Below are 22,679 nucleotides of genomic sequence, written 5' to 3' on the forward strand. Positions count from 1 at the left end.
GTTTCCGGCCGGGATTTCGCTCGGCTCGAGCGGCGGACGGAGATCGTCGTGCTGGGCTCCGGCGCCGAGGAGCGGAACAGCCGTTGGGCGGATTCCCGGCGCCGCTACGAGGCCGGGTTCGGGGTGAAGACGGTGGACGACCTGCATGGCGTCATCGCCTTCTTCGAGGAGCGGCGCGGGCGGCTGCACGGCTTCCGCTGGAAGGATTGGACCGACTACAAATCCTGCGTGCCGAAACAGGCGGTCTCGGCGGGCGATCAGTCGCTCGGCGCGGGCGACGGCGAGACCGACACGTTTCAGCTGGTGAAGGCTTACGGCTCTGCCTTCGCGCCGTGGACGCGGGAGATCGCCAAGCCTGTGGCTGGCACGGTGATGGTCGCAGTCGATGGGGTGGCGCAGACCGAGGATACGCATTTCACGCTCGATGCCGCGACGGGGCGGATCATCTTCACCGCGGGCAATATTCCCGAAGCGGGGCAGGCGGTGAGCGCGGGGTTCGAGTTCGACGTGCCGGTGCGCTTCGACACCGATCAGCTGGCCGTCAATCTCCGCCATATCGAGGCGGGCGATATTCCCAATATTCCGGTCGTGGAGATCCACCTGTGAGGGTGCTGCCGGCCGGGCTGCAGGCGCATCTGGACAGCGGGGCGACGACGCTTTGCACTTGCTGGCGACTGACCCGCAATGACGGGACGGTGCTCGGCTTCACCGATCACGATCACGATCTGAGCTTCGGCGGCGTGGCGTACGAGGCGGCGGCGGGGTTCAGCGCCAGCGAGGTGGAGAGCTCGGTGGGGCTTGGCGTCGACAATCTCGACGTGGAGAGCGTGCTGCAATCGGACCGGCTGAACGAGACGGATCTCGCCGCCGGGCTGTTCGACAATGCGCTGATCGATATCTACCGGGTGAACTGGCAGGACGTCGACCAGCGCGTGCTGCTGCGTTCGGGCAGCATCGGCGAGGTGAGCCGCGGGCAGCATGCCTTCTCGGCGGAGGTGCGCGGGCTGGCCCATGAGCTGCAGCAGGAAAAGGGGCGCCGCGGCCGGGTCTGTTTCATCTCTGGGATGAGGCGGCGGAGGACTGGGTGGAAGATGCGGCGGCGAAGCGCGATGCGCTGATCGCCGGCATCAAACGGGAAGCGGGGCGGCGCATCGAACAGGCGATGCCGCGCTGGATGATCGACCGCGAGGTCTCCGGCGGGGCGGCGATCCCGCAAGCGGCGAAGGACGAAGCCGCCGCGATCCGCGCGCGCTCGGATGCCATCGAGGCGATGGATCCGCTGCCGGAAGATTTCGCAGACGACGCCTGCTGGTCGTAGCCGGCCGCGCGCCGCGATGCGTCTTTCGCGGCGCCACCTCGAAAATCTCAAGCCAAATGAGGAGAGGATTGCAGCACCACCTGTTCGACATGGTCGACCGGGCCGCGGCGCATATCTCGACAGTGCAGGCGGCGATTTTGAGCGGCGCGGGCTCCGCAACCGCCATCGCCGCGGCGGTCAGCGTCGACCCGAATTGGGCAGAATGGTTAAAGGTCGCCACATTTGCCGTAGGTCTTTTGAGCGGTATCGGAGGTCTTCTACTCGTTGTGCTGAAAGCGATTCAGCAGCTTCGAGAAATGCGCGCCTGGGCCAAGAAGAACCCCTGGTAATGCCTAAAAACGCGTCACCCTGCCGCATTTTCATTCTGATTTTTGCCCAATCCGAAAGCTATCTCCCCGGTGCTCCCAACGAAATTCAAATCTTAACAACAGCATTAAGGAGTACGCATGCGAGTAGTTCTTCTCGCCATGAGCTTTATTCTGCTTGCCACGACGGCAAGCTTTGCCGATCAGCAGAAGCGCGGCGTTCACGGATTTATGCGCGGCGCTGGCACGCCGTGGCTGAAAGCTGCCATGAAAGATGTCGGCACGAACCCGACTGGCTGGTCGCATCAGTGGTGTGGCCGATACATGCGCGAAGTGATGCCGAACGCGATTTCGAGCAACCGCGCTATCGACTGGAAGCACTACGGCAAAGCCCTGAAGGGGCCGAAGGTCGGCGCGGTGGCGGTGATGCCGCATCACGTCGGTATCGTGACGTCTTATGACGGTTCCAGCGTTACGCTGGTGTCGGGCAATCACTCCGGCAGCAGCGGGAACCGTAAGGTCGGTGTTGGCCGCTATTCCCGCAGCCGCATCGTCGCGTATCGCTGGCCGTAAGCCGGCCGGCATCGGCTGCCCCGGCGCGGGCAGCCGCAAAACTCCAAATAACGCCGTCTCATTCGAGGCGGCGTTTTTTTGTGGCCGTTCCCTTGAGCCGTTTCGACCGGCGTCCGGGGAGCGGCCTTTTTCGTTTGAAGGAGCGAAGAGATGTCCGATCGGGCGCGCTGGTACGAACTGGCGATGGCGGAGCGGGGGGTGAAGGAGGCACCGGGGGCGGCGAACAATCCGGTGGTGCAGGCCTATTACCGCGACGCCGGTCATCCGGAGATCGCGCACGACTCCGTGCCGTGGTGTGCCGCTTTCGTCGGGGCCATGCTGAAGCGGGCCGGGGTGAAACCGTCCGGCTCGCTGGCAGCGCGCTCCTATCTCAAATGGGGCGGGCCATTCATACGCCGGTAGAGGGCTGCATCGCCGTGTTTTCGCGCGGCAGCTCCTCCTGGCAGGGCCATGTCGCCTTCTTCGTGAAGGATCTCGGCAATGGCCGCATCCAGATCCTCGGCGGCAATCAGTCCGACCGGGTGAGCCTCTCGACCTATCCGAAATCCCGGCTGCTCGGCTATCGCATGCCCGCTTGAGGGGTGCGCGAAATCGAGTCGGGGACGTCTTCCAAGCTTGTAGAATCAAAGGAGATTTTCATGATTGCTGTGTTTCGACTGCTGACCGCCGCGCCGCTCAAGGATTACCGCACGCAAGTGCTGGGTGCGGTGGTGTTCATCACCGCCTTGGCCAACTGGCTGGTCGGCGATATGAGCCTCACCGATTTCCTGCAGGCGCTGCCGGCGATGGCCGGCGGGCTCGGGCTGACGGCGCTTGGCGCCAAGGTCAACGGGGTGAAGGAGGTCAATGGAGTGGAGGAGAGCGCCGCGCCGAAGACCAGGGCCCGCAAGGCGAAGTAGTTTGGGGTCGCCACCCGTTCAGCCATGGTTCATGGTTGCTGGCTTATGCATGGCAAGAGGCAACACTCTAATTTAGAGCTCAACATGCGTCAGTTTCGGGCATTCATCATCGCTCCTCTTTTGGTTGGAGCGCTCACGGTTTTCTGGGCCGGTTCGGCGATCGCCGGATCGGACTGTCTGCCGTGGAATGCCGCGGGACCGGTGATCGCCAAGAACGGTCTGGTGCCGGCGAACAAGATCTATAACCAGGTTCAGGCGCGCAGCCGCGGCGAGATCATCAAGGCCAGGCTGTGCCGCCAGGGCAACCGCTTCATCTATAAATTCACCGTATTGGGGCCGCAGGGGGACGTGCAGACCATCACCGTCGATGCCCGCACCGGGCGCTAGTCGGCGGCAAGACGGAGGGACCAAGTTTTGCGGCTTCTTGTTGTGGAGGACGACCCCGATCTGAACCGGCAGCTGGTGAGTGCGCTTAGCGATGCGGGCTACGCGGTCGATACGGCGGCCGACGGCGAGGAAGGCCACTTCCTCGGCGATACCGAACCTTACGATGCGGTGGTGCTGGATCTCGGCCTGCCGAAGATGGACGGGATCAGCGTGCTGGAGCAGTGGCGGCGCGACTCGCGTAATATGCCGGTGCTGATCCTCACCGCGCGCGAGCGCTGGAGCGACAAGGTGGCGGGCATGGATGCCGGCGCCGACGATTACGTCGCCAAGCCGTTCCATATGGAGGAGGTGCTGGCGCGGCTGCGGGCCTTGCTGCGGCGCTCGGCCGGGCACGCATCCAACGAGCTGGAATGCGGACCCGTCGTGCTCGACACCAAGCAGGCGCGGGTGACGGCCGACGGTCAGGCGATCAAGCTCACCTCGCACGAATATCGCGTCTTCGTCTATCTGATGCTGCACCGGGACCGGGTGGTCTCGCGCACCGAGCTGGTGGAGCATCTTTACGATCAGGATTTCGACCGCGATTCCAATACGGTCGAGGTGTTTATCGGACGCTTGCGGAAGAAGCTTCCGGGAAATCTGATCAAGACTGTCCGGGGGCTCGGTTATCGCCTGTCGGACCGGCCCGATGAAGCCTAAATCTCTCGCCTTTCGGCTGTTCTTCTCGGCCGCGGCCTGGACGCTGGTGGTCGTGCTGGCCACCGCGATCCTGCTGATCTCGCTCTATCGCGGTGTGGTGGAGCGGAATTTCGACGCCCGCCTCAACGCCTATCTCACCAGCCTTGTCGCCTCGAGCACGGAGGATGGCGGCACCAAGCCGTCTCCGCCGGCCAAGCTCGGCGACCCGCTCTTCGGCATTCCCTTCTCCGGCTGGTATTGGCAAATCAAGATCTTCCAGAAGGGGACGCCGACTCTCTACGTCTCCGACTCGCTACTCGATCAGCGGCTGCGTCTGCCGAGCGTGCATGGCGCGAAGCCTGACGAGAACCTGATCATGCGCGCCTATCTCGATGGGCCGGAGGGGCAGCATCTGCGCATCGTGGAGCGGCAGATCCGTCTCGGCGGGCCGGATGCGCGGCCTTATTCCTATGCCGTGGCGGGGGATGCCGGGGAGATCGACAAGGACCTCGCCGATTTCACCACCATGCTGGTGGCGGCGCTGGCGCTGCTCGGCTTCGGACTGGTGGCGGCGACTTGGTTTCAGGTGCAATACGGGCTTCGTCCCTTGCGGGCGGTGCGCGATGGGCTGACGGCGATCCGCTCAGGCAAGGCGGAACGGCTGGAAGGCGAAGTTCCCGATGAAATCAGGCCGTTGCAGCGGGAGCTGAACGCGTTGATCGAATCCAATCGGGAGATCGTGGAACGGGCGCGCACCCATGTCGGCAATCTGGCACATGCGCTGAAGACCCCGCTCTCGGTGATCAGCAACGAAGCGCGGGGCAAGCGCGGGCCGCTGGCGAAGAAGGTGCTGGAGCAGGCCGACATGATGCGCACCCAGATCACCCACCATCTGGACCGGGCGCGCATGGTGGCGCGGATCGGTGCCATCGGCGACATCACCGACGTGGCGGAAGTCCTGGGCGGGCTGGAACGGGCGCTGATCCGGATCCACAGCCAGCGGGATTTGGATATCGAGATCGAGGTCGCCGAGGAGCTGAAATTTGCCGGCGAGCGGCAGGATTTCGAGGAGATGGCCGGCAACCTGATGGACAATGCCTGCAAATGGGCCAAGGGCCAGGTAAAGGTCCGCGCCGCGCCGGCGGGGCAGGGCCGGTTCAGCTTCACCGTCGAGGATGACGGGCCGGGGCTAAAGGCAGCGGAACGGGCGCGGGCGGTGAAGCGCGGTCAGCGGCTGGACGAATCCAAGCCCGGTTCCGGTCTCGGCCTCTCCATCGTGGCCGATCTCGCCTATCTCTATAAGGGGAGCTTCAAGCTCAATCCTTCGAAACTCGGCGGCTTGCGGGCGGAGCTGGAGCTTCCACAGGCATGAGGCCGGAACGCTCTGACGGCGCAATTCGGTCAAAGTTTTGGTGTCTAACAAACGCAATCGTTAACGACCGTTAAGTAAGACGGGCTCGCCCTTGTGAGCGATGGGGCGGAAGGGGGAAATTATGCGAGTCTCAGCGCTCCTTCTCATTGTTATTGCCGCAATTTCGCTTGCCGCTTGCGGACCGGGCAACAAGGCCGGGACAGGCACTGTGGCCGGCGCTTTGGCCGGCGGTCTGATCGGCAATCAGTTCGGCAAGGGTAGCGGCCGTGTCGCGGCGACGGCAGTCGGCGCGGTGGCCGGCGGCATGATCGGCAACGGGATCGGCGCCCAGATGGATGCGGAAGACCGGCGCCGGGCCGCCGAGGCGCAATATCAGGCACTGGAATATGGACGGCCCGTCTCCTGGAACAATCCGCAGAGCCAGTATAGCGGCCAGGTCGCGGTCGGAAATCCGTATCAGCAGAACGGCAATAACTGCCGTTCCTATACCAACACGATCTATATCGACGGCCGGCCCGAGGTCTCGCGCGGTGTTGCCTGCCGCCAGCCCGACGGCACTTGGCGGACGGTGAGCTAGGGCGTTTCGCCCCGGCTCCTCCGCCATCCCTCCTTGCCACGATCCCTCCAAATTCCGGGAAAGCATCGCGTGCGCGAATGCTTGCCCTCCCGGCCGGGTTTCCCTATGGCTAGCCCAGCAATTAAGAGCTGAGGTCTAAGCCTCTCATGTTGTGGATCATTTTTGCCTGTCTGACGGCGGCGGTGCTGCTGGCGATGCTGCGTCCCATGTTCGGGGCGGCGGCGCCTGAAGACGTGCAAGACGCCAAGGACGTGCAGGTCTACCGCGATCAACTGGATGAGATCGAGGCGGACGAGGCGCGTGGGCTGATCGGCAAGGACGAGGCGAAGGCGGCCCGGCTGGAGGTGCAGCGCCGGCTGCTTGCGGTGAGCGAGGCCGATGCGAAAGGCGCCGTGGCCGCGCAGACGCCGCGCTGGGCGATCTTCGCCATCGGGCTTTGCCTGCCGGCGATCGCGATCGGGCTCTATGCCTATTACGGCTCGCCCAAGCTTCCCGACCAGCCCTTGCAGGCGCGGCTGAACGAGCCGCTGGATCAGAACAATATTCCGGAGCTGATCGCGCGGGTCGAGGCGCTGCTGCGCCAGAAACCGAATGACGGGCGCGGCTGGGAAGTGATCGCACCGGTCTATATGGGCGTCGGCAATTTCGACGATGCGGCGGAGGCCTATCGCAAGTCGATCGAGCTTCTGGGCGGCACGGCTGCGCGCTATGCGGGGTTGGGCGAAGCCTTGATGCTCGGCAATGACGGCGTGGCGACCGGGCCGGCCCGTGCGGCGCTGAATAAGGCGATCGAGCTCGACCCGGCGCCTTTGAGACCCCATATCCTGCTGGCGCTCGCGGCGGAAGAGGATGGCGACTATTCGGATGCGGTGGCGCGCTGGAAGGCGATCAAGACGCGGGCCGATGCGAGCTCGCGCTGGGCTAAGCTGGCCGACCAGAAGATCGCCGAGGACGAAGCGCGGCTTGCGGGCAAGCCGGTGCCGCAGGCCCCGGCGATGGGTGGCGTTGCCGGACCGGGCCCAGATCAGGCCGATGTCGCCGCGGCGCAGACTATGGGCCCGGAAGCCCGGCAGTCGATGATCGAAGGCATGGTGGCGCGGCTTGCCTCCAAGCTCGAGGCGCAGGGCGACGATTTGGACGGCTGGCTGAAGCTGGTGCGCGCTTATGCTGTGCTGAATAAGCCGGCGGATGCGGAAAACGCGCTTGCCAAGGCAAGGTCGCAATTCGGCGATAATCCGGCAGCGCTGAGCCGGCTGGATGCTTTGGAGAATGAACTTGGGCTAAACTCCAAAGGTTGAGTTCGCGCACACGGTTGAGATTGGGAAGTTGAAAAGGCGTTTGCGATGACCCGGAAGCAGCGGAGGACAGTTCTGATCGGCACGGCCATGGCTGTGCTGTCGGTCGCGGTCGGGCTCGTCCTGTTCGCACTCAGCGATTCCATCGTGTTTTTCTACAGTCCGAGCGAGGTGATGGCGAAGGAGATGGCGCCGGGTCAGCGCTTCCGCCTCGGCGGGCTGGTGGAGGATGGCAGCGTTGAGCGCAGCCAGGGAACCACGGTGCATTTTGTGGTCACCGACATGTCGAAGGAGCTGCCCGTCAGTTATACCGGCGTGCTGCCGGACCTGTTCCGCGAAGGGCAGGGCGTAGTGGCGGAAGGCGCGCTCGGGCCGGACGGCGTGTTCCATGCCGATAATGTGCTGGCCAAGCATGACGAGAAATACATGCCGCCGGAAGTCGCGGCCAAGCTGAAGCAGCAGGGCGTTTGGGAAGGCGCGTCGGGCGAAACGGGCGCCGGCGCCGAGAGCAAGGTCAACTAGCCCGATGATTGCCGAGACTGGCCATTTTGCGCTTATCCTCGCCCTTGCCGTGGCGGTGCTGCAGACGGTGGTTCCGATCTTCGGCGCGCGGCGGGGCGATGCAAGGCTGATGGGCTTTGCGGTGCCGGCGGCGCAGGCGCAGTTCCTGCTGCTGGCGCTGGCCTTCATGGCGCTGATGACGGCTTACGTCACCTCCGACTTCTCGGTGCAGAACGTCTACCAGAATTCGAGCGTGGCGAAGCCGCTGCTCTATAAGATCTCCGCGGTCTGGGGCAATCACGAAGGCTCCATGGTGCTGTGGGTGCTGATCCTCGCCCTGTTCGGTGCGGCGGTCGCCACCTATGGCCGCAATCTGCCGCCGACGCTGCAGGCCAATGTGCTCGGCGTGCAGGGCGCCATCGGCGTCGCCTTCCTCCTATTCATCGTCACCACCTCGAACCCTTTCCTGCGCATCGATCCGGCCCCGTTCGAGGGGCTGGGCTTCAATCCGGTGCTGCAGGACCCGGCGCTCGCCTTCCATCCGCCCTTCCTCTATGCCGGCTATGTCGGCTTCTCCATGGCCTTCTCTTTCGCCATCGCCGCGCTGATCGACGGCAAGATCGATGCGGCCTGGGCGCGCTGGGTGCGGCCCTGGACGCTGGCGGCCTGGATGTGCCTGACGCTCGGCATCGCCATGGGCTCCTGGTGGGCCTATTACGAGCTCGGCTGGGGCGGGTTCTGGTTCTGGGATCCGGTGGAGAATGCCTCCTTCATGCCCTGGCTCTCCGGCACGGCGCTGTTGCATTCGGCGCTGGTGATGGAGAAGCGCGACGCGCTGAAGGTCTGGACCATCCTGCTCGCCATCGTCACCTTCTCGCTCAGTCTGGTCGGCACCTTCCTGGTACGCTCCGGCGTGCTGACTTCGGTGCATGCCTTTGCCGTCGATCCGGCGCGCGGCGTGTTCATCCTCGGCATCATGGCGGTGTTCATCGGCGGGGCGCTGGCGCTGTTCGCCTGGCGGGCGCCGCTTCTCAGGCAAGGCGGGCTGTTCGCGCCGATCAGCCGCGAAGGTGCGCTGGTGTTCAACAATCTGATCCTGACCACGGCCTGCGCGGCGGTGTTCGTCGGAACGCTCTATCCGCTGGCGCTGCAGTCGCTGACGCCGGAGAAGATCTCGGTCGGGCCGCCTTTCTTCAACTACACCTTCGTGCCGCTGATCGTGCCGCTGCTTGTGGCGGTGCCGTTCGGACCGTTCCTCGCCTGGAAGCGGGGCGATCTGGCGGCGGCGAGCCAGAGGCTTTTCGCGGCGGCCTGTGTCGCGGTGCTGGCGATGATCGTGGTCGCGGCGCTGCAGCAGCGCGGGCCGTGGCTGGCGCCGATCGGCATCGGGATCGGCATCTGGCTGATTGGCGGGGCGCTGTCGGAGGTCGCCTTCCGCATCAAGCTATTCGATGCCGGCCGCGCCGAAGTGATCCGCCGCGCCGTCAATCTTCCCCGCTCCGCTTATGGCACCATGCTGGCCCATGCAGGGCTCGGGCTGGTGGTGATCGGCGTCGTCGCCACCACCGCATGGCGGGTGGAGGACATCACCGCGCTGAAGCCGGGCGAGTCGACGGAAATCGCCGGCTATACGCTCCGCTTCGAAGGGGTGCGGGAATCGGAAGGTGCGAACTATGCCGAGCGGGTCGGCTTCTTCGACGTTTCACGCGGCGGCGAGGCGATCACCCGGCTGACGCCGTCGAAACGCCACTTCAACGTTGAGGGGAGCGCGACGACGGAATCGGCGATCCACGTTTCCTGGCGCGGTGACCTCTACGCGGTGCTCGGCGATCCGCTCGAGGGCGGCGCCTATACGGTGCGGGTCTATTTCAATCCGCTGGTGCGGCTGATCTGGCTCGGCGCGCTGGTGATGTTCTTCGGCGGCGGCGTCTCGCTGTTCGACCGGCGCTTGCGCGTCGGCGCGCCGGTCCGCGCCAAGGCCAAGGTGCCGCCGATGCGGCTGGCGGATGCCAAGTGATGGATCGGCTCGCGATCATCGCCCGCGTGCTGAGGAAGGCCGTCGCCATGGCCGGCCTTGCCGTCATGATCGCTGTTGCGCTCGGCGGTCCGGCGGCCCATGCGGTGGAACCGGACGAGGTGCTGCAGGATCCGGCGCTGGAAGCCCGGGCCCGGGCCATCTCGGCCAATTTGCGCTGCCTGGTCTGTCAGAACCAGTCGATCGACGATTCCCACGCGCCGCTTGCCCGGGACTTGCGCATCCTGGTGCGCGAGGAGCTGAAGCAGGGCAAGACCGACGACGAGATTCTGGATTACGTGGTGGCGCGCTATGGCGAGTTCGTGCTGCTCAAGCCGCGCTTCGTGCCGCATAATTACATCTTGTGGTTCGCGACGCCCATATTACTGGCGCTCGGCATCGTGCTGATCGTGGTCAGCTATCGCCGCAGCCGTGCCGTTGCGGAGCCAGAAGCGCCGCTGACGGCTGCGGAAAAGCGGCGTCTTTCCCGCCTGCTCGATCAGAGCTAAATCCCCCTTACTTCACGCCCCACCGAACGGCCTCGTTTTGCGCCAGAAACCCTCGCGTCCCAAGGCGTTGCGGGCGGTGCAACCTTACCGAAATTTAATCCCGCAGAAACGGCGCCGTAAGCCTCTGCTTCCTATATTTCGACGCGAGCAGCCTAATGCTTTCGCTTGGAGGCCAGGCTCCCAAAACCGAAAAATCCACGAGGTTTCTATGACGCCCCAAGATTCCAGCTCCAACCCGGCTCCGGCAAAGGGACGGTCGCGGTCGCGCCGATCGGTCTTTTTTGCTGCGGCTCTGATCGGCGCCGGCGCAGTTGGTTTTGCGCTCTCCGAGAGCGTCCCGTTCGCTTTCGCCGAAGTCGTTCCGTCCTCGCCCTCGCAGGTTCAGACTTTGCCCAGCTTCTCGGAGCTGGTGAAGAAGGTCAGCCCGGCGGTGGTCAGCATCAACGTCAAGGGCGAGACCGACGTTGCCGATAACGAGTTCGGCATTCCGGGCATGCCCGATATTCCCGAGGACAGCCCGTTCTACGAGTTCTTCAAGCGTTTCGGCCAGGGGCCGGGCAACAAGCCTCAGCATCATCCGATGCGGGCGCAGGGCTCCGGCTTCTTCATCTCGCCCGACGGTTATCTGGTGACCAACAACCATGTGGTGGAGAGCGCCGACGAAATCTCCGTCAGCATGGAAGACGGCGAAGAGTATGAGGCCGATCTGGTCGGCTCCGACCCGCGCACCGATGTGGCGCTGCTGAAGGTCAAGACCGATCACAAGCTGCCTTATGTGGAGTTCTCCGAGGAGGATCCGGAGGTTGGCGATTGGGTGCTGGCCGTCGGTAACCCGTTCGGTCTCGGCGGCACGGTGACCGCCGGTATCATCTCGGCCCATAACCGCGACATCGGCTCCGGGCCTTACGACTATCTGCAGATCGACGCTGCGGTGAACCGCGGTAACTCCGGCGGTCCGTCCTTCACCCTGGACGGCAAGGTGGTCGGCATGAACACTGCGATCTTCTCGCCGTCGGGCGGCAATGTCGGCATCGCCTTCGCCGTTCCGGCCGCGCTGATCAAAGAGGTCGTCGGCGAGCTGAAGCAGAACGGCACGGTCGACCGCGGCTGGCTCGGCGTGGTGATCCAGAACGTCAACGACGACATCGCCGACGGTATCGGTCTGGCCGACGCCAAGGGCGCTCTGGTGAGCAAGGTCTCCGAGGACGGTCCCGCCGCCGATGACGGTGTCGAGGCTGGCGACGTGATCACCGCCGTCGATGGCGAAGAGGTCAAGGACTCCCGCGATCTCGCCCGCAAGATTGCCGAGCTGCACCCGGACACCAAGGTGAAGCTGTCGGTCAATCGCTACGGCGACGAGAAGGAGATCACCGTCAAGCTCGGCAAGTTCCCGAGCGGCAAGAAGCTCGCCGAGCTTCAGGGCGCTCCGGAGAAGTCCGATGACGGCGCCGGCAAGAAGGTGAAGGATCTGGGGCTGTCCCTGGCGCCTGCCGCCGAAGTGCCCGGTGCCGGCGAGGAAGGTGTCGTGATCACGGATCTCGATCCGGATAGCGACGCCGCCCAGAAAGGTCTCAAGGTCGGCGATATCATCCTGCAGGTCGGCGGCAAGAACGTCACCAATGCCAAGGATGTCTCGAAAGGTATCGAGAAGGCCCTTGCCAAGCCCTCCAACCAGGGCAAGGAGAAGGTCAATATCGTCTTCCGGATCAAATCCGGCGATCGCGTAGCCTTTGTTGCGCTTGCTTTGAAGAAGGAAGCGTAGACTTCCGACGCCGGTGGCGGCGCGGTTTCCCCCCCAGCCGCGCCGCCCCCCTTTTCTTTTCCCCCCGCGCCGGTCCCGCCCTTCCGTGCGCGGGCTGATTATGTCAGGAGCTTTGCCTTATGCGTGTTCTGGTGATCGAGGATGATCAGGAGACGGCGAGCTTCCTCATGCGGGCGCTGAAGGAATCCGGCCATATCGCCGAGCATGCCGCCGACGGAGAGGCCGGTCTGGCGCTCGCCAGGCTCAATGCCTATGACGTCTTGATCGTCGACCGCATGCTGCCGAAGCTCGACGGGCTTAGCGTGATCGGCTTGCTGCGCGAGGAAGAGGTGCGCACCCCGGCGCTGATCCTCTCCGCGCTGGACGGGGTCGACGAGCGGGTGAAAGGCCTGCGCGCCGGCGGCGACGACTATCTCACCAAGCCCTATGCCTTCTCCGAGCTTCTGGCCCGGGTCGAGGCGCTGGCCCGGCGCACCTCGCCGGAAGAGGCGGCCACCCGGCTTTCGGTCGGCGATCTCACCCTCGACCGCCTGTCCCATAAGGTCAGCCGGGCGGGCGAGCAGATCCTGCTGCAGCCGCGGGAATTCCGCCTGCTGGAATATCTGATGAAGCATGCCGGTCAGGTGGTGACCCGCACCATGCTTTTAGAGAATGTCTGGGACTATCACTTCGATCCGCAGACCAATGTGATCGACGTGCATATCTCCCGGCTCCGGTCCAAGATCGACAAGAACTTCGACACGCCGCTTCTGCACACCGTGCGCGGCGCCGGCTATACGATCCGTGACAGCGCCCAGTAAACTTAAACTCTTCCGGACCACGGCGTTCCGCCTGTCGCTGATCTATTTGGCGCTGTTCGGAGCCGCGGCGCTGCTCGCCATCGGTTATATCTACTGGAACACCACGATCTTGCTGTCGCGGCAGCTCGACCAGACCATCCAGGCCGAGCTCGGCGGGCTGGCCGAGCAATACCGGGCCGGCGGCATGCGCCAGCTGGTGCGCACCGTGGCCGAGCGCAGCGAGACACCGGGCAACAGCCTCTATTATGTCGCCGATTCAGACGGTCGGCGCATTGCCGGCAATCTGGGGCAGATCTCGCCGCAGCTTCTGCAGGAGACCGGTTCGGTGGAATTCGCCTATGAGCGCCCGTCGACCAACGGCACGGAGCGGCGGCTCGCCTTCGCCAAGGTGTTCCAGCTTCCCGGCGATAACCGCCTCTTGGTCGGACGCGATATCGAGGACCGGCAGGTGCTGACACGGGTGACCCGCTCGGCGATCCTTTGGGGGCTCGGCTTTATGGCGCTTGTCGGCATTGGCGGGGCGCTCTGGGTCAGCCGCAAGCTGCTCGCCCGGATCGACGCGATCAGCGCTACCGCGGAGCGGATCATGCAGGGCGATCTCACAGAACGCTTGCCGCGGGACGGCTCGGGCGACGAGCTGGATCGTCTGGCCAAGAGCCTGAACCGCATGCTCGGCCGTATCGAGCAGCTGATGACCGGCTTACGCGAAGTCTCCGACAATATCGCCCACGATCTGAAGACGCCGCTCACCCGCTTACGCAATCGGGTGGAGGAGGCGCTGCATGGCAGCCGCGACGAGGCCGGCTATCGCGAGACGCTGCAAGCCACGATCGAGGAGGCGGACGGGCTGATCCAGACCTTCAACGCGCTGCTTTCCATTGCCCGGCTGGAGGCCGGCCAAGGGCGCGCGCGCTGGGAGAGTCTCGATGCTGCGGCACTTGTCGCCGACGTCGCCGAGCTTTACGAACCTGTGGCCGAGGAGCGCGGCCTCGTGCTAAGGGCGGAGGCGGACGCGCCGGTGACCTTGCGGGGCGACCGCCAACTTCTCGGCCAGGCCATTGCCAATCTGGTCGATAATGCCATCAAATATGGCGTTCCGAACGGAAAGGACGCCGGCGGTAACCATCCGCCCGATGTTTGCATCTCGGTGCGCCGTTCAAAGGGTATGACAGACAGAGCCGCGACGAACGGCGCGATAAATCGGGGAGGCGACAAAGCGAAGTCCGATATGGGCAAGACGGAAAGCGCCATACCCGACCTCGCCGCAAGCGACTTGGCAAAGACCGATATGGCCGAGATCATCGTCACAGACCGGGGAGAAGGCATTCCCGAAGCCGACCGGACGCGGGTGCTCGACCGCTTCGTGCGGCTGGAGGCAAGCCGCTCTGCCCCAGGCAGCGGGCTCGGCCTCAGCCTGGTTGCCGCGGTGGCGCGGCTGCATGGCGGCAGCCTCGTCTTGGAAGATCACGCGCCGGGGCTGAAAGCCATCCTCGCCGTGCCATTGGGGGATGGCGCCGGAAAAGCCGGCGCTGCGACTGACGCCTCGTGACGCCTTTTTCCCAGCGTATTGCCACATATCCGATCACGCTCGATGCGGAGCGCGCCGACGATGTTCTGACGTCGGTATGTGCCAGCCTGGCTAAGGACGAGGCGCTGCAGCCGGCGGCCGATCTGATCGAGCGCGACGAGAAGGTGCGCACGCTGTTGCGCGGCGCGCTGACCGGCTCGCATTATCTCGCTTCGCTGGCCCGGCGCGATCCGGCGGCGCTGGCCGATTGTCTGCTGCTCGACCCGGATTCGCTCTTCGCCCGGAACTCCACACGCTTCATCGCCGAGATGGAGGCGGCGGCCACGCAAAAGGATGCGATGCGGGCGCTTCGCCGGCACAAGCTGCGCACGGCGCTGCTGATCGCGCTGGCCGATCTCGGCGGGGTGTGGCCGACGCGGGAGGTCTTGCGCAAGCTCAGTGTCCTCGCCGACGAGACCGTGCAGCAGGCGGTGCGCTTCTTGTTCCGCAAGGCGGCGGAGAAGGGCGAAGTGAATGCGCCGTCTCTCGGCGCCGGTTATTTCGTCATCGGCATGGGCAAGCTCGGCTCGTTCGAGCTGAACTATTCCAGCGATATCGATCTCATCGTCTTCTACGAGGCGGAACGGGCGGGGCTCGGCGTCGATGTCGAGCCGCAGAAATTCTTCGTGCGCATCACCCGCGATCTGGTCAAGCTGCTGCAGGAGCCGACCGAGGACGGCTATGTGTTCCGCACCGATCTCCGGCTTCGCCCCGATCCCGGCGCCACCCATATCGCGCTCTCGGTGGAGGGCGGGCTCAACTATTATGAGAGCCTGGGCCAGAACTGGGAGCGGGCGGCGCTGATCAAGGCGCGCATCGTTGCCGGCGATATCGAGGCGGGTGCGCATTTCCTGCGCCAGCTCTCCCCCTTTATCTGGCGGCGCTATCTCGACTATGCTGCGATCGCCGATATCCGCGCCATGAAGCGGCGGGTGCACGAGTTCAAGGGCCATGGCTCGGTGGCGGTGCTTGGCCACAACGTCAAGCTCGGGCGCGGCGGCATCCGCGATATCGAATTCTTCGTGCAGACTCATCAGCTCATCGCCGGCGGGCGCAATCCGGATCTTCGCAGCCGCGGCACGGTCGACACGCTGAACCATCTTGCCGAGGGCGAATGGATCAAGCCGGAGGTCGCCGCCGATCTGATGGAGGCCTATTACTTCCTCCGCCGGGTGGAGAATGCGCTGCAGATCATCGGCGATCAGCAGACCCATGTGCTGCCGAGCGACGAGGAGGGGTTCCGCAAAGTGGCGGCGTTCTGCTCCTACGCCGATCCGGAGGATTTCGCCGGGGCGCTGATCGAGCGTTTCAAGCGCGTCGAATATCACTTCGAAACCCTGTTCGAGACCTTGCCCGATTCCGGCCGGCAGGGACCGACCTTCGTCTTCCGCGGTGATGAGGACGACCCGGAAACCCTTGGAATCTTGAGCGAATATGGGTTCAAGAATCCGCGCGAGGCGCTCGCCATCGTGCGCGCCTGGCAGTCGGGCCGCTATGTCTCGACCAGGAGCAAGCAGGCGCAGGAGCGGCTCGGCGAATTCCTGCCGCTGCTGCTGCGCACCCTGGGGCGGACGTCGGAGCCGGACCGGGCGCTGGCCACGTTCGACCAGGTGCTCTCCGATCTGCCGGCGGGCTTGCAGCTTTTCTCGGCAATCGCCAGCAACCCGTCCTTGCTGCGGCTGATGGCGGATATCATGGGCACGGCGCCGCGGCTCGCCTCGATCATCGCCAAGCGTCCGGCGCTGCTGGATGCGGTGCTCGATCCCGGCTTCTTCGGCGCCATGCCGACGCCCGCCATCTTCCGCGAGTTGGTGCAGAACGCGCTGGGACAGGCGAGCGACTATGCCGATCTGTTGGACCGGGCGCGCATCGTCGGGCGGGAGCAGGCCTTCCTGATCGGGGTGCGGGTTCTCTCCGGCACCATCACCGCCGAGCAGGCCGGCGAGATCTATGCCTCGCTCGCCGAGACCTTGGTGGCGGCGCTGATCGAGAAGGCCGATGCGGAGCTGCGCCGTCCCCATGGCGACGTGCCGGGCGGGCGTGCGGCGGTGATCGCCATGGGCAAGCTCGGCGGGCACGAGATGACCGCGTCCTCCGATCTCGACCTGATCGTGATCTACGATTTCGAAGGCGAGCTGGGTAACACCAGCGGCGAGAAGAGCCTTTCGGGCAGCCATTATTACACCCGTCTGACCCAGCGGCTGATCGCGGCGCTCTCGGCGCCGACGGCGGAAGGGGCGCTCTACGAGGTGGATATGCGGCTTCGCCCCTCCGGCAATCAGGGGCCGGTGGCGACGCGGATTTCCGGTTTCGTCGATTATCAGCAGAAATCCGCCTGGACCTGGGAACGGCTGGCGCTGACCCGGGCGCGGGTGATCGCCGGACCTCAGTCGTTACGCGATGAGATCGAGGCGGCGATCCGCGACGTGCTGGTGCGTCCCATAGAGCGGACTAGGGCCGCGCAAGACGTCCGCGACATGCGCGAAAAGATCGAAGCGCAGAAGGGCACCGACGATATCTGGGATCTGAAGCAGGTGCGCGGCGGGCTGGTCGATCTGGAGTTCATCGCCCAGTTCCTGCAGGTGGTGCATGCCGCCGAGCATCCGGAGGTGCTGGACCAGAACACCGAAGCGGCGCTGTCCAAGCTTGCCGCGGCGGGGGTGCTGTCGGCCTCGGATGCGGAGCTCTTGATCCCGGCGGCGCGGCTTTATCACAACCTCACCCAGGTGCTGCGGCTCTGTGTGACCGGACCGTTCCGCCCGCGCGAGGCGCCGCAAGCTTTGAAGGATCTTCTGGCGCGCGCGGTGGAGATGCCCGATTTTTACGAGCTGGAATCGGAGCTGGCGCAGGTGCTCGCCGCGGTGCACGAGGCCTTCGACCGTTTGATTGTCTGAAGCCGGGCGAGCTTAGACCTCTAACCGGACGCCTTCTTCATCTCGCCGGCCTCTTCGGGGGAGATGATCTGATTGGCTCTCAGCGGCAGGACGCAGGTCACGGTGGTGCCTTCCTCCTCGCGGCTGTCGATCTCCAGCTCGCCGCCGTGGAACTCCACCAGCGCCTTGGAGATGGCAAGGCCAAGTCCGCTGCCCTGATGGCTCTTGGAGAACTGGTTCTCCACCTGCTCGAAGGGCCGGCCGAGCTTGGCGATATCGGCTTGCGGAATGCCGATGCCGGTATCCTGGATGGCGATGCGGGCTTCGCCCCGGCCGCGGTTCAGCTGCACGTTCACTTCGCCGCCCTCGCGGCTGAACTTCACCGCATTGGACAGCAGGTTGATGAAGACCTGCTTCAGGGCGCGGCGGTCCGCTTCGATGAAGAAGCGGCTAGGACCCTGGCGGTTGAGATCGATCTTGCGCTCCTCTGCGGCGGGCGCGATCACCTTCATGCTCTCCTCGATCAGATCGGCGATATCGACCTTCTCGATCTCCAGCACCACGCGGCCGGCCTCGATCTTCGACATGTCGAGAATGTCGTTGATCACCTCGAGCAGGAAGTTGCCGCTATCGAAGATGTCGTTGGCGTATTCGACATATTTGTCGTGGCCGAGCGGGCCGAACAGCCCTTTCTGCATCACCTCGGAGAAGCCGATCACGGCGTTCAGCGGGGTGCGCAGCTCGTGGCTGATATTGGCGAGGAATTCAGACTTGGCGCGGTTGGCCGCCTCGGCGCGGTTCTTCTCCAGAGCGTATTTCTCGGCCAGATCGACCAGCTGCTGCTTCTGCTGCTCCAACTCGCGGCGGGAGGAATGCAGCTCGTTCACCGAGGCGCGGAGCTGCGCCTCGCTATCGGCCAGCAGCTTCTGGCTGCGCTTGATCTGGGTGATGTCGGTGCCGACGCTGACGAAGCCGCCGTCGCGGGTGCGGCCTTCGTTGATATGCAGCCAGCGGCCGTCTTCGAGCTGCGCTTCATAGGTGCGGCTGCCGTCCTGATGCTGGTCGACGGTGATGCGTTTGCGGATCACCGGCTCGTGGGCGGAGGAGATCACCTGCTGGTACGGCGCGCCCTGCATCAGCGCTTCGTCGGAGAGGCCGTGGAACTGCTGGTATTTGCTGTTGCACATCACCAGCCGGTTGCGGTCGTCCCATAGGACGAAGGCCTCCGAGATGCTCTCCACGGCATCGCGCAGGCGGGCATTGGCCTCCGCGGCGTGCTCGGCGGTGCTCTCCTCGGTGCGGGTGGCGATGGCGGTCAGATGCGGCTCGCGGGTCTCGGCATCGCGGAAGATATGGCCGCGCAGGCGCAAGCCGACCCAATGGCCGTCCTTGTGGCGGAGCCGGATTTCCTCATCGACCAAATCCTTCCCCTCGCGCAAATGCCGGTCGATCATGGCGATGAGATCCTCGCCCGGATGCAGCGCCTGACGGATCATGCGGAAGGGCATGGCCTGATCGATCGGCTCGATGCCGAGCATGCGATGCATGCCGCCGGACCAGGTGACATGGCCGCGGGCGAGATTCCAGCGCCATAGGCCGCAGCCGGGAAAGGCCTCGCTGAGATCGCGGGTGAGGCGCATGGCGTCGAGCGTCTGCGGCTCTTGTACCGGGTTCCACAGCGCCGCGCCGAGCAGCAGAAGCAGCAGGCCGCCGGTGGCCAGGATGGTGATCTCGATGGTGCTGTTACGCCACCAGGGCGACAGCACCGTGGCGGTCGGCTGCAAGAGCAGGAGCTGGCGCTGCGGTCCGGTGAGGTTGCGCACCGTGGCCAGCACGTCCTCGCCGCTGGTGAGGGTGAGGCGCAGCACGCCGGCGGAGGCGCCGAAGGTGGTGAGCGGCTGTTCGGGGCCGAGCAGCGCCAGCAAGGTGCCTTCGCTCTCGCCGCCAAGCGGCGCGCGGGCGCGGATCTTGCCCGACGTCTCGGCAAGCAGCATGCGGCGGCTCTTTAACGTGGCGCCTTTGGGCAGGGCCGCGGCAAGCGCCGCCTGCCAATTGCCGTCCGCTGCGCTTTGGTCAGCCGCCAGCCTTTCGGCGATCAGATCGGCCGAAAGCGTAAGCTGTTGCTCCGCCGAATCGAGCAGGCTCTGCTTGTTGGTGCTGATCTGGGTGATGGCGCCGATGGCGGCAACGACCAGAAATCCGAGGATCAGATAGGGGAGGGCGCGGCGTAGAGAATCGGGGGTGAGGAGATGCCGATGCAGAAGGTCCTGCGCGGCCTTTAGAATGGCCTCCGCAAGCGCATAAGTATCCTCACGCGCGGATCTTGCCCGCGACATCCGGTCCCCCCATCTTCTCTGATCACGTAAAAATCGGAGAAGTGCCGCATCTCCGAATCACCTGTTCATTGAAAGAACAGAAGCTGTCGCTGTCCAGAGAAAACTGTGGATAGACGCAGGAAATATCGTTGACAGGTTGTGTATTACTCGCCTTCGAGCGTTTTTGAGACGATCTCATACGAGTCGGTGGAAAGATCGGAGTCCTTCAGCCGCTTCAGCGCTGCCTTGGCGAGAGCCTGGCGTCCCGGCTCCAGCATGCGCCAGCTCTCGAACGCGCCGAGCAGCCGCGCCGCCATATGCGGGTTGAAGGCGTCGATCTTCAGGGCGCAATCGGCCAGGAAATCGTAGCCGGCGCCGTCCTTGCGGTTGAAAGCGGACGGATTGCCGTTGGCGAAGCTGCCGATCAGGGCGCGCACCCGGTTCGGGTTCTTCAGCGAGAATTTGGGGTGATCGAGCAACGCCTTCACCGCCTCGACGGTATCGGGCCTCGGTGCGCGGGCCTGCACAGCGAACCATTTGTCGAGCACCAGCGCATCGTCCTGCCACTTCTCGTAGAAATCGGCGAGGGCGGCCTCGCGGGCCGGGTTATCGAGGCGCGACAGCACGAGAAGCGCATAGATCGCATCGGTCATATTGCCGGCATCGCGATAATGCTTGGCGGCGCGGTGGATCTCCTCCTCCTCGCCGGTGCCGACCAGTAGGTCGAGGGCGGCGATGCGTAACGAGCGCTTGCCGGCGCTTTCGGCGTCGGGCGAATAGGTGCTTCCCGGATAGATCTCCTCATACATCTCGGCGAGGTTGCCGCGGATCTCGGTACCGATGGTCCGGATCAAGGTCTCGCGCGCCTGGCGGATGGCGTCGGTGTCGATATTGCGGGCGATCTCCCGGGCGATATCGGATTCGCTCGGCAGCTTCAGCATCTCGGCGCGATAGGCGACGGCGAGCTCTTCCTCCGCCATGGTGAGGCTCAGGGCTTGCGCCAGGCGCTTTGCCTCCTTGCCGGTCACCGGGCCGGGATTGAAGCCGTTCTCGGAGGCCGCGGTCAGCAAGGTGACGGCGTAGCTCTGGGCCGCCTGCCAACGGTTGAACGGATCGGAATCGTGCATCATCAGGAACTCGATCTGGGGCAGATCGAGGCTGAGGGTGAGGCGGACCGGCGCGGAGAATTCGCGCAGCAGCGAGGGCACCGGCGGGGCCGGGATATCGCGGAAGGTGAAGCGCTGCTCGCGCGCATCGACCTCCAAAAGGCCGTCCTTCAGCTCGGTGCCGTCCTCCAGGATCAGCGGGAGGTCGTCGCCATTGGGGCCGAGCAGACCGAGGCGTAGCGGGATCGGCACCGGCTCCTTGCAGGGCTGGCCCGGCGTTGCGGGCAGCACCTGATTGACCGACAGCGTCGCGGTCTTGGCGCCGGCGTCGTAATCCAGCGAGCAGGCGAGCTCCGGCGTGCCGGCCTGATTGTACCAGCGCATGAACTTGGTGAGGTCCTTGCCCGAGGCATCGGACAGCGCGCCGATGAAATCCTCCACCGTCACCGCCTGGCCGTCGAAGCGGTCGAAATAGAGATCGAGGCCTTTGCGGAAGGTGTCGCGGCCGAGATAGGTCTGCAGCATGCGGCAGATCTCGGCGCCCTTCTCGTAGACGGTCGCGGTGTAGAAGTTGTTGATCTCGATATAGGAGCCGGGGCGCACCGGATGGGCCAGGGGGCCGCTATCCTCCGGGAATTGATGGCTCTTCAGAACCCGCACATCGACGATGCGCTTGACCGGACCGGAGCGCAGATCGGCGGAGAACTCCTGATCGCGGAACACGGTCAGCCCTTCCTTCAGGCAGAGCTGGAACCAGTCGCGGCAGGTGATGCGGTTGCCGGACCAGTTATGGAAATACTCATGGGCGATGACGCCTTCGATGGCCGCGTAGTCGGCATCGGATGCCGTGTCGGGCCGGGCCAGCACCAGCTTGTCGTTGAAGATGTTGAGGCCCTTATTCTCCATCGCGCCCATATTGAAATCGCTGACGGCGACGATGTTGAAGATGTCGAGATCGTATTCGCGGCCGAAGCGCTGCTCGTCCCAGCGCATGGATTGCTTGAGCGACTCCATGGCCCAGTCGCAGCGGTCTTCCTTGCCGTGCTCGACATAGATGTTGAGCGCCACCTTGCGGCCCGACTTGGTGACGAATTCGTCCGACAGGCAGGCGAGGTCGCCGGCGACGGAGGCGAACAGGTAAGACGGCTTGGGGTGCGGGTCGTGCCAGACCGCATAGTGCCGGCCGGTGACCTCGTTCTCGCCTTGCTCGATGGGATTGCCGTTGGCGAGCAGCACGGGATAGGCCGCCTTGTCGGCTTCCAGCCGCACGGTATAGACGGCGAGCACGTCGGGCCGGTCCAGGAAGTAGGTGATGCGGCGGAAGCCTTCCGGCTCGCACTGGGTGCAGAAATTGCCGCTGGAGCGGTAGAGGCCGAGCAGGGCGGTGTTGGCTTCCGGATTGCAGAGGGTCTCGATCTGGAGCTCGAACGGCGCGTCCGGCACCTTGTCGATGGTCAGGCTTTTCTCGGTAAGGGAGTAATCGCCGGGCTCGAGCGTCTTGCCGTCGAGGCTGACGCTCTGCAGCTCGATGCTCTCGCCGTCCAGAACCAGCGGGGCGCCCTTGGCGGTGGCATCGGGGTTCGGCCGCAGCCTGAGCTTGGAGCGTACGGTGGTCCGCTCCGGCTCCAGATTGAAATCGAGGAAGACCTCGTCGATCCGGTAATCGGGCTCTTTATAGTCGCTTAGCCGTTTTGCCGTGCGCTCTGCATTCTTCATGGCGGTAGGCACCTCCCTAGACCCTCGCTCTTAGTCGCCCGGGGCGCGAATGCCAAGAGGGAAGCGAGAGGGAAGCAGGGAGCCCGGTGGGAAGTCGCGGCTTTCTAGCGAG

General features: G+C 64.7%; 22 protein-coding genes. 20 read left to right on the forward strand and 2 right to left on the reverse strand.

Annotated elements, in window-relative coordinates; all coding sequences use genetic code 11:
• Positions 1-48: 48 nt before the first annotated feature.
• The 20 genes from HT051_RS06415 (at position 49) to HT051_RS06510 (ending at position 17,451) form a co-directional block, all read left to right on the forward strand.
• Positions 49-606 carry a DUF2460 domain-containing protein gene (locus HT051_RS06415; RefSeq protein WP_333502690.1) on the forward strand — a complete coding sequence of 186 codons (558 nt, stop codon included), beginning with the start codon at positions 49-51 and terminating at the stop codon, positions 604-606.
• Positions 603-1,118, forward strand: a complete 516-nt coding sequence (locus tag HT051_RS06420) for a DUF2163 domain-containing protein (protein ID WP_174541270.1) — start codon at positions 603-605, stop codon at positions 1,116-1,118. Before HT051_RS06415 ends, HT051_RS06420 begins: the two co-directional genes overlap by 4 nt.
• Positions 1,085-1,318, forward strand: coding sequence for a hypothetical protein (locus HT051_RS06425; protein ID WP_174541271.1), 234 nt, complete (start codon positions 1,085-1,087; stop codon positions 1,316-1,318). Before HT051_RS06420 ends, HT051_RS06425 begins: the two co-directional genes overlap by 34 nt.
• A 56-nt stretch (positions 1,319-1,374) precedes the next feature.
• Positions 1,375-1,647, forward strand: a complete 273-nt coding sequence (locus HT051_RS06430; protein ID WP_208454396.1) for a hypothetical protein — start codon at positions 1,375-1,377, stop codon at positions 1,645-1,647.
• A gap of 117 nt (positions 1,648-1,764) precedes the next feature.
• Complete coding sequence (locus tag HT051_RS06435) at positions 1,765-2,196, forward strand: hypothetical protein (protein ID WP_174541273.1); 432 nt, start codon at positions 1,765-1,767, stop codon at positions 2,194-2,196.
• A 150-nt stretch (positions 2,197-2,346) separates the two neighbouring features.
• On the forward strand, positions 2,347-2,598 hold the full coding sequence (locus tag HT051_RS06440; protein WP_174541274.1) for a hypothetical protein: 252 nt from the start codon (positions 2,347-2,349) through the stop codon (positions 2,596-2,598).
• Between the two features lie 14 nt (positions 2,599-2,612).
• Entirely contained in the window at positions 2,613-2,774 is a 162-nt protein-coding gene (locus HT051_RS06445) for a hypothetical protein (protein ID WP_174541275.1), read from the forward strand.
• Between the two features lie 60 nt (positions 2,775-2,834).
• Entirely contained in the window at positions 2,835-3,095 is a 261-nt protein-coding gene (locus HT051_RS06450) for a hypothetical protein (RefSeq protein ID WP_174541276.1), read from the forward strand.
• Positions 3,096-3,179: 84 nt separating this feature from the next.
• Positions 3,180-3,482, forward strand: a complete 303-nt coding sequence (locus HT051_RS06455; protein WP_174541277.1) for a PepSY domain-containing protein — start codon at positions 3,180-3,182, stop codon at positions 3,480-3,482.
• A 27-nt stretch (positions 3,483-3,509) separates the two neighbouring features.
• Positions 3,510-4,181 (forward strand): response regulator transcription factor, encoded by a 672-nt coding sequence (locus HT051_RS06460; RefSeq protein ID WP_174541278.1) that lies wholly within the window; start codon positions 3,510-3,512, stop codon positions 4,179-4,181.
• Complete coding sequence (locus tag HT051_RS06465; protein WP_174541279.1) at positions 4,171-5,532, forward strand: ATP-binding protein; 1,362 nt, start codon at positions 4,171-4,173, stop codon at positions 5,530-5,532. The genes HT051_RS06460 and HT051_RS06465 overlap by 11 nt, the downstream gene beginning before the upstream one ends.
• A gap of 208 nt (positions 5,533-5,740) precedes the next feature.
• Positions 5,741-6,109, forward strand: coding sequence for an RT0821/Lpp0805 family surface protein (locus tag HT051_RS06470; RefSeq protein WP_246810201.1), 369 nt, complete (start codon positions 5,741-5,743; stop codon positions 6,107-6,109).
• Between the two features lie 146 nt (positions 6,110-6,255).
• The gene (gene ccmI / locus HT051_RS06475; RefSeq protein ID WP_174541281.1) at positions 6,256-7,407 is read left to right on the forward strand and encodes a c-type cytochrome biogenesis protein CcmI; all 1,152 of its coding nucleotides are present in this window, start codon (positions 6,256-6,258) and stop codon (positions 7,405-7,407) included.
• Between the two features lie 45 nt (positions 7,408-7,452).
• Positions 7,453-7,926 (forward strand): cytochrome c maturation protein CcmE, encoded by a 474-nt coding sequence (gene ccmE, locus HT051_RS06480; protein ID WP_174541282.1) that lies wholly within the window; start codon positions 7,453-7,455, stop codon positions 7,924-7,926.
• A 4-nt stretch (positions 7,927-7,930) separates the two neighbouring features.
• Positions 7,931-9,922, forward strand: a complete 1,992-nt coding sequence (locus tag HT051_RS06485; RefSeq protein ID WP_174541283.1) for a heme lyase CcmF/NrfE family subunit — start codon at positions 7,931-7,933, stop codon at positions 9,920-9,922.
• A 29-nt stretch (positions 9,923-9,951) separates the two neighbouring features.
• Positions 9,952-10,428, forward strand: coding sequence for a cytochrome c-type biogenesis protein (locus HT051_RS06490; RefSeq protein WP_371740605.1), 477 nt, complete (start codon positions 9,952-9,954; stop codon positions 10,426-10,428).
• A 388-nt stretch (positions 10,429-10,816) separates the two neighbouring features.
• Positions 10,817-12,190 carry a Do family serine endopeptidase gene (locus HT051_RS06495; protein ID WP_246810202.1) on the forward strand — a complete coding sequence of 458 codons (1,374 nt, stop codon included), beginning with the start codon at positions 10,817-10,819 and terminating at the stop codon, positions 12,188-12,190.
• A gap of 119 nt (positions 12,191-12,309) precedes the next feature.
• On the forward strand, positions 12,310-12,990 hold the full coding sequence (locus tag HT051_RS06500; protein WP_174541284.1) for a response regulator transcription factor: 681 nt from the start codon (positions 12,310-12,312) through the stop codon (positions 12,988-12,990).
• Positions 12,974-14,539: an ATP-binding protein gene (locus tag HT051_RS06505; RefSeq protein WP_174541285.1), complete on the forward strand. Its 1,566-nt coding sequence runs from the start codon at positions 12,974-12,976 to the stop codon at positions 14,537-14,539. Before HT051_RS06500 ends, HT051_RS06505 begins: the two co-directional genes overlap by 17 nt.
• On the forward strand, positions 14,536-17,451 hold the full coding sequence (locus HT051_RS06510; RefSeq protein ID WP_174541286.1) for a bifunctional [glutamine synthetase] adenylyltransferase/[glutamine synthetase]-adenylyl-L-tyrosine phosphorylase: 2,916 nt from the start codon (positions 14,536-14,538) through the stop codon (positions 17,449-17,451). Before HT051_RS06505 ends, HT051_RS06510 begins: the two co-directional genes overlap by 4 nt.
• 20 nt (positions 17,452-17,471) lie before the next feature.
• Here the strand turns inward: HT051_RS06510 and HT051_RS06515 are convergent, their stop codons facing one another.
• Together HT051_RS06515 and pepN are read right to left on the reverse strand one after the other, a co-directional pair.
• Positions 17,472-19,766 carry a PAS domain-containing sensor histidine kinase gene (locus HT051_RS06515; protein ID WP_174541287.1) on the reverse strand — a complete coding sequence of 765 codons (2,295 nt, stop codon included), beginning with the start codon at positions 19,764-19,766 and terminating at the stop codon, positions 17,472-17,474.
• A gap of 143 nt (positions 19,767-19,909) precedes the next feature.
• Positions 19,910-22,567 carry an aminopeptidase N gene (gene pepN / locus HT051_RS06520; RefSeq protein ID WP_174541288.1) on the reverse strand — a complete coding sequence of 886 codons (2,658 nt, stop codon included), beginning with the start codon at positions 22,565-22,567 and terminating at the stop codon, positions 19,910-19,912.
• Positions 22,568-22,679: the final 112 nt, after the last annotated feature.

Source organism: Methyloligella sp. GL2, assembly GCF_013341275.1.
In the GTDB taxonomy this organism is placed as follows: domain Bacteria; phylum Pseudomonadota; class Alphaproteobacteria; order Rhizobiales; family Methyloligellaceae; genus Methyloligella.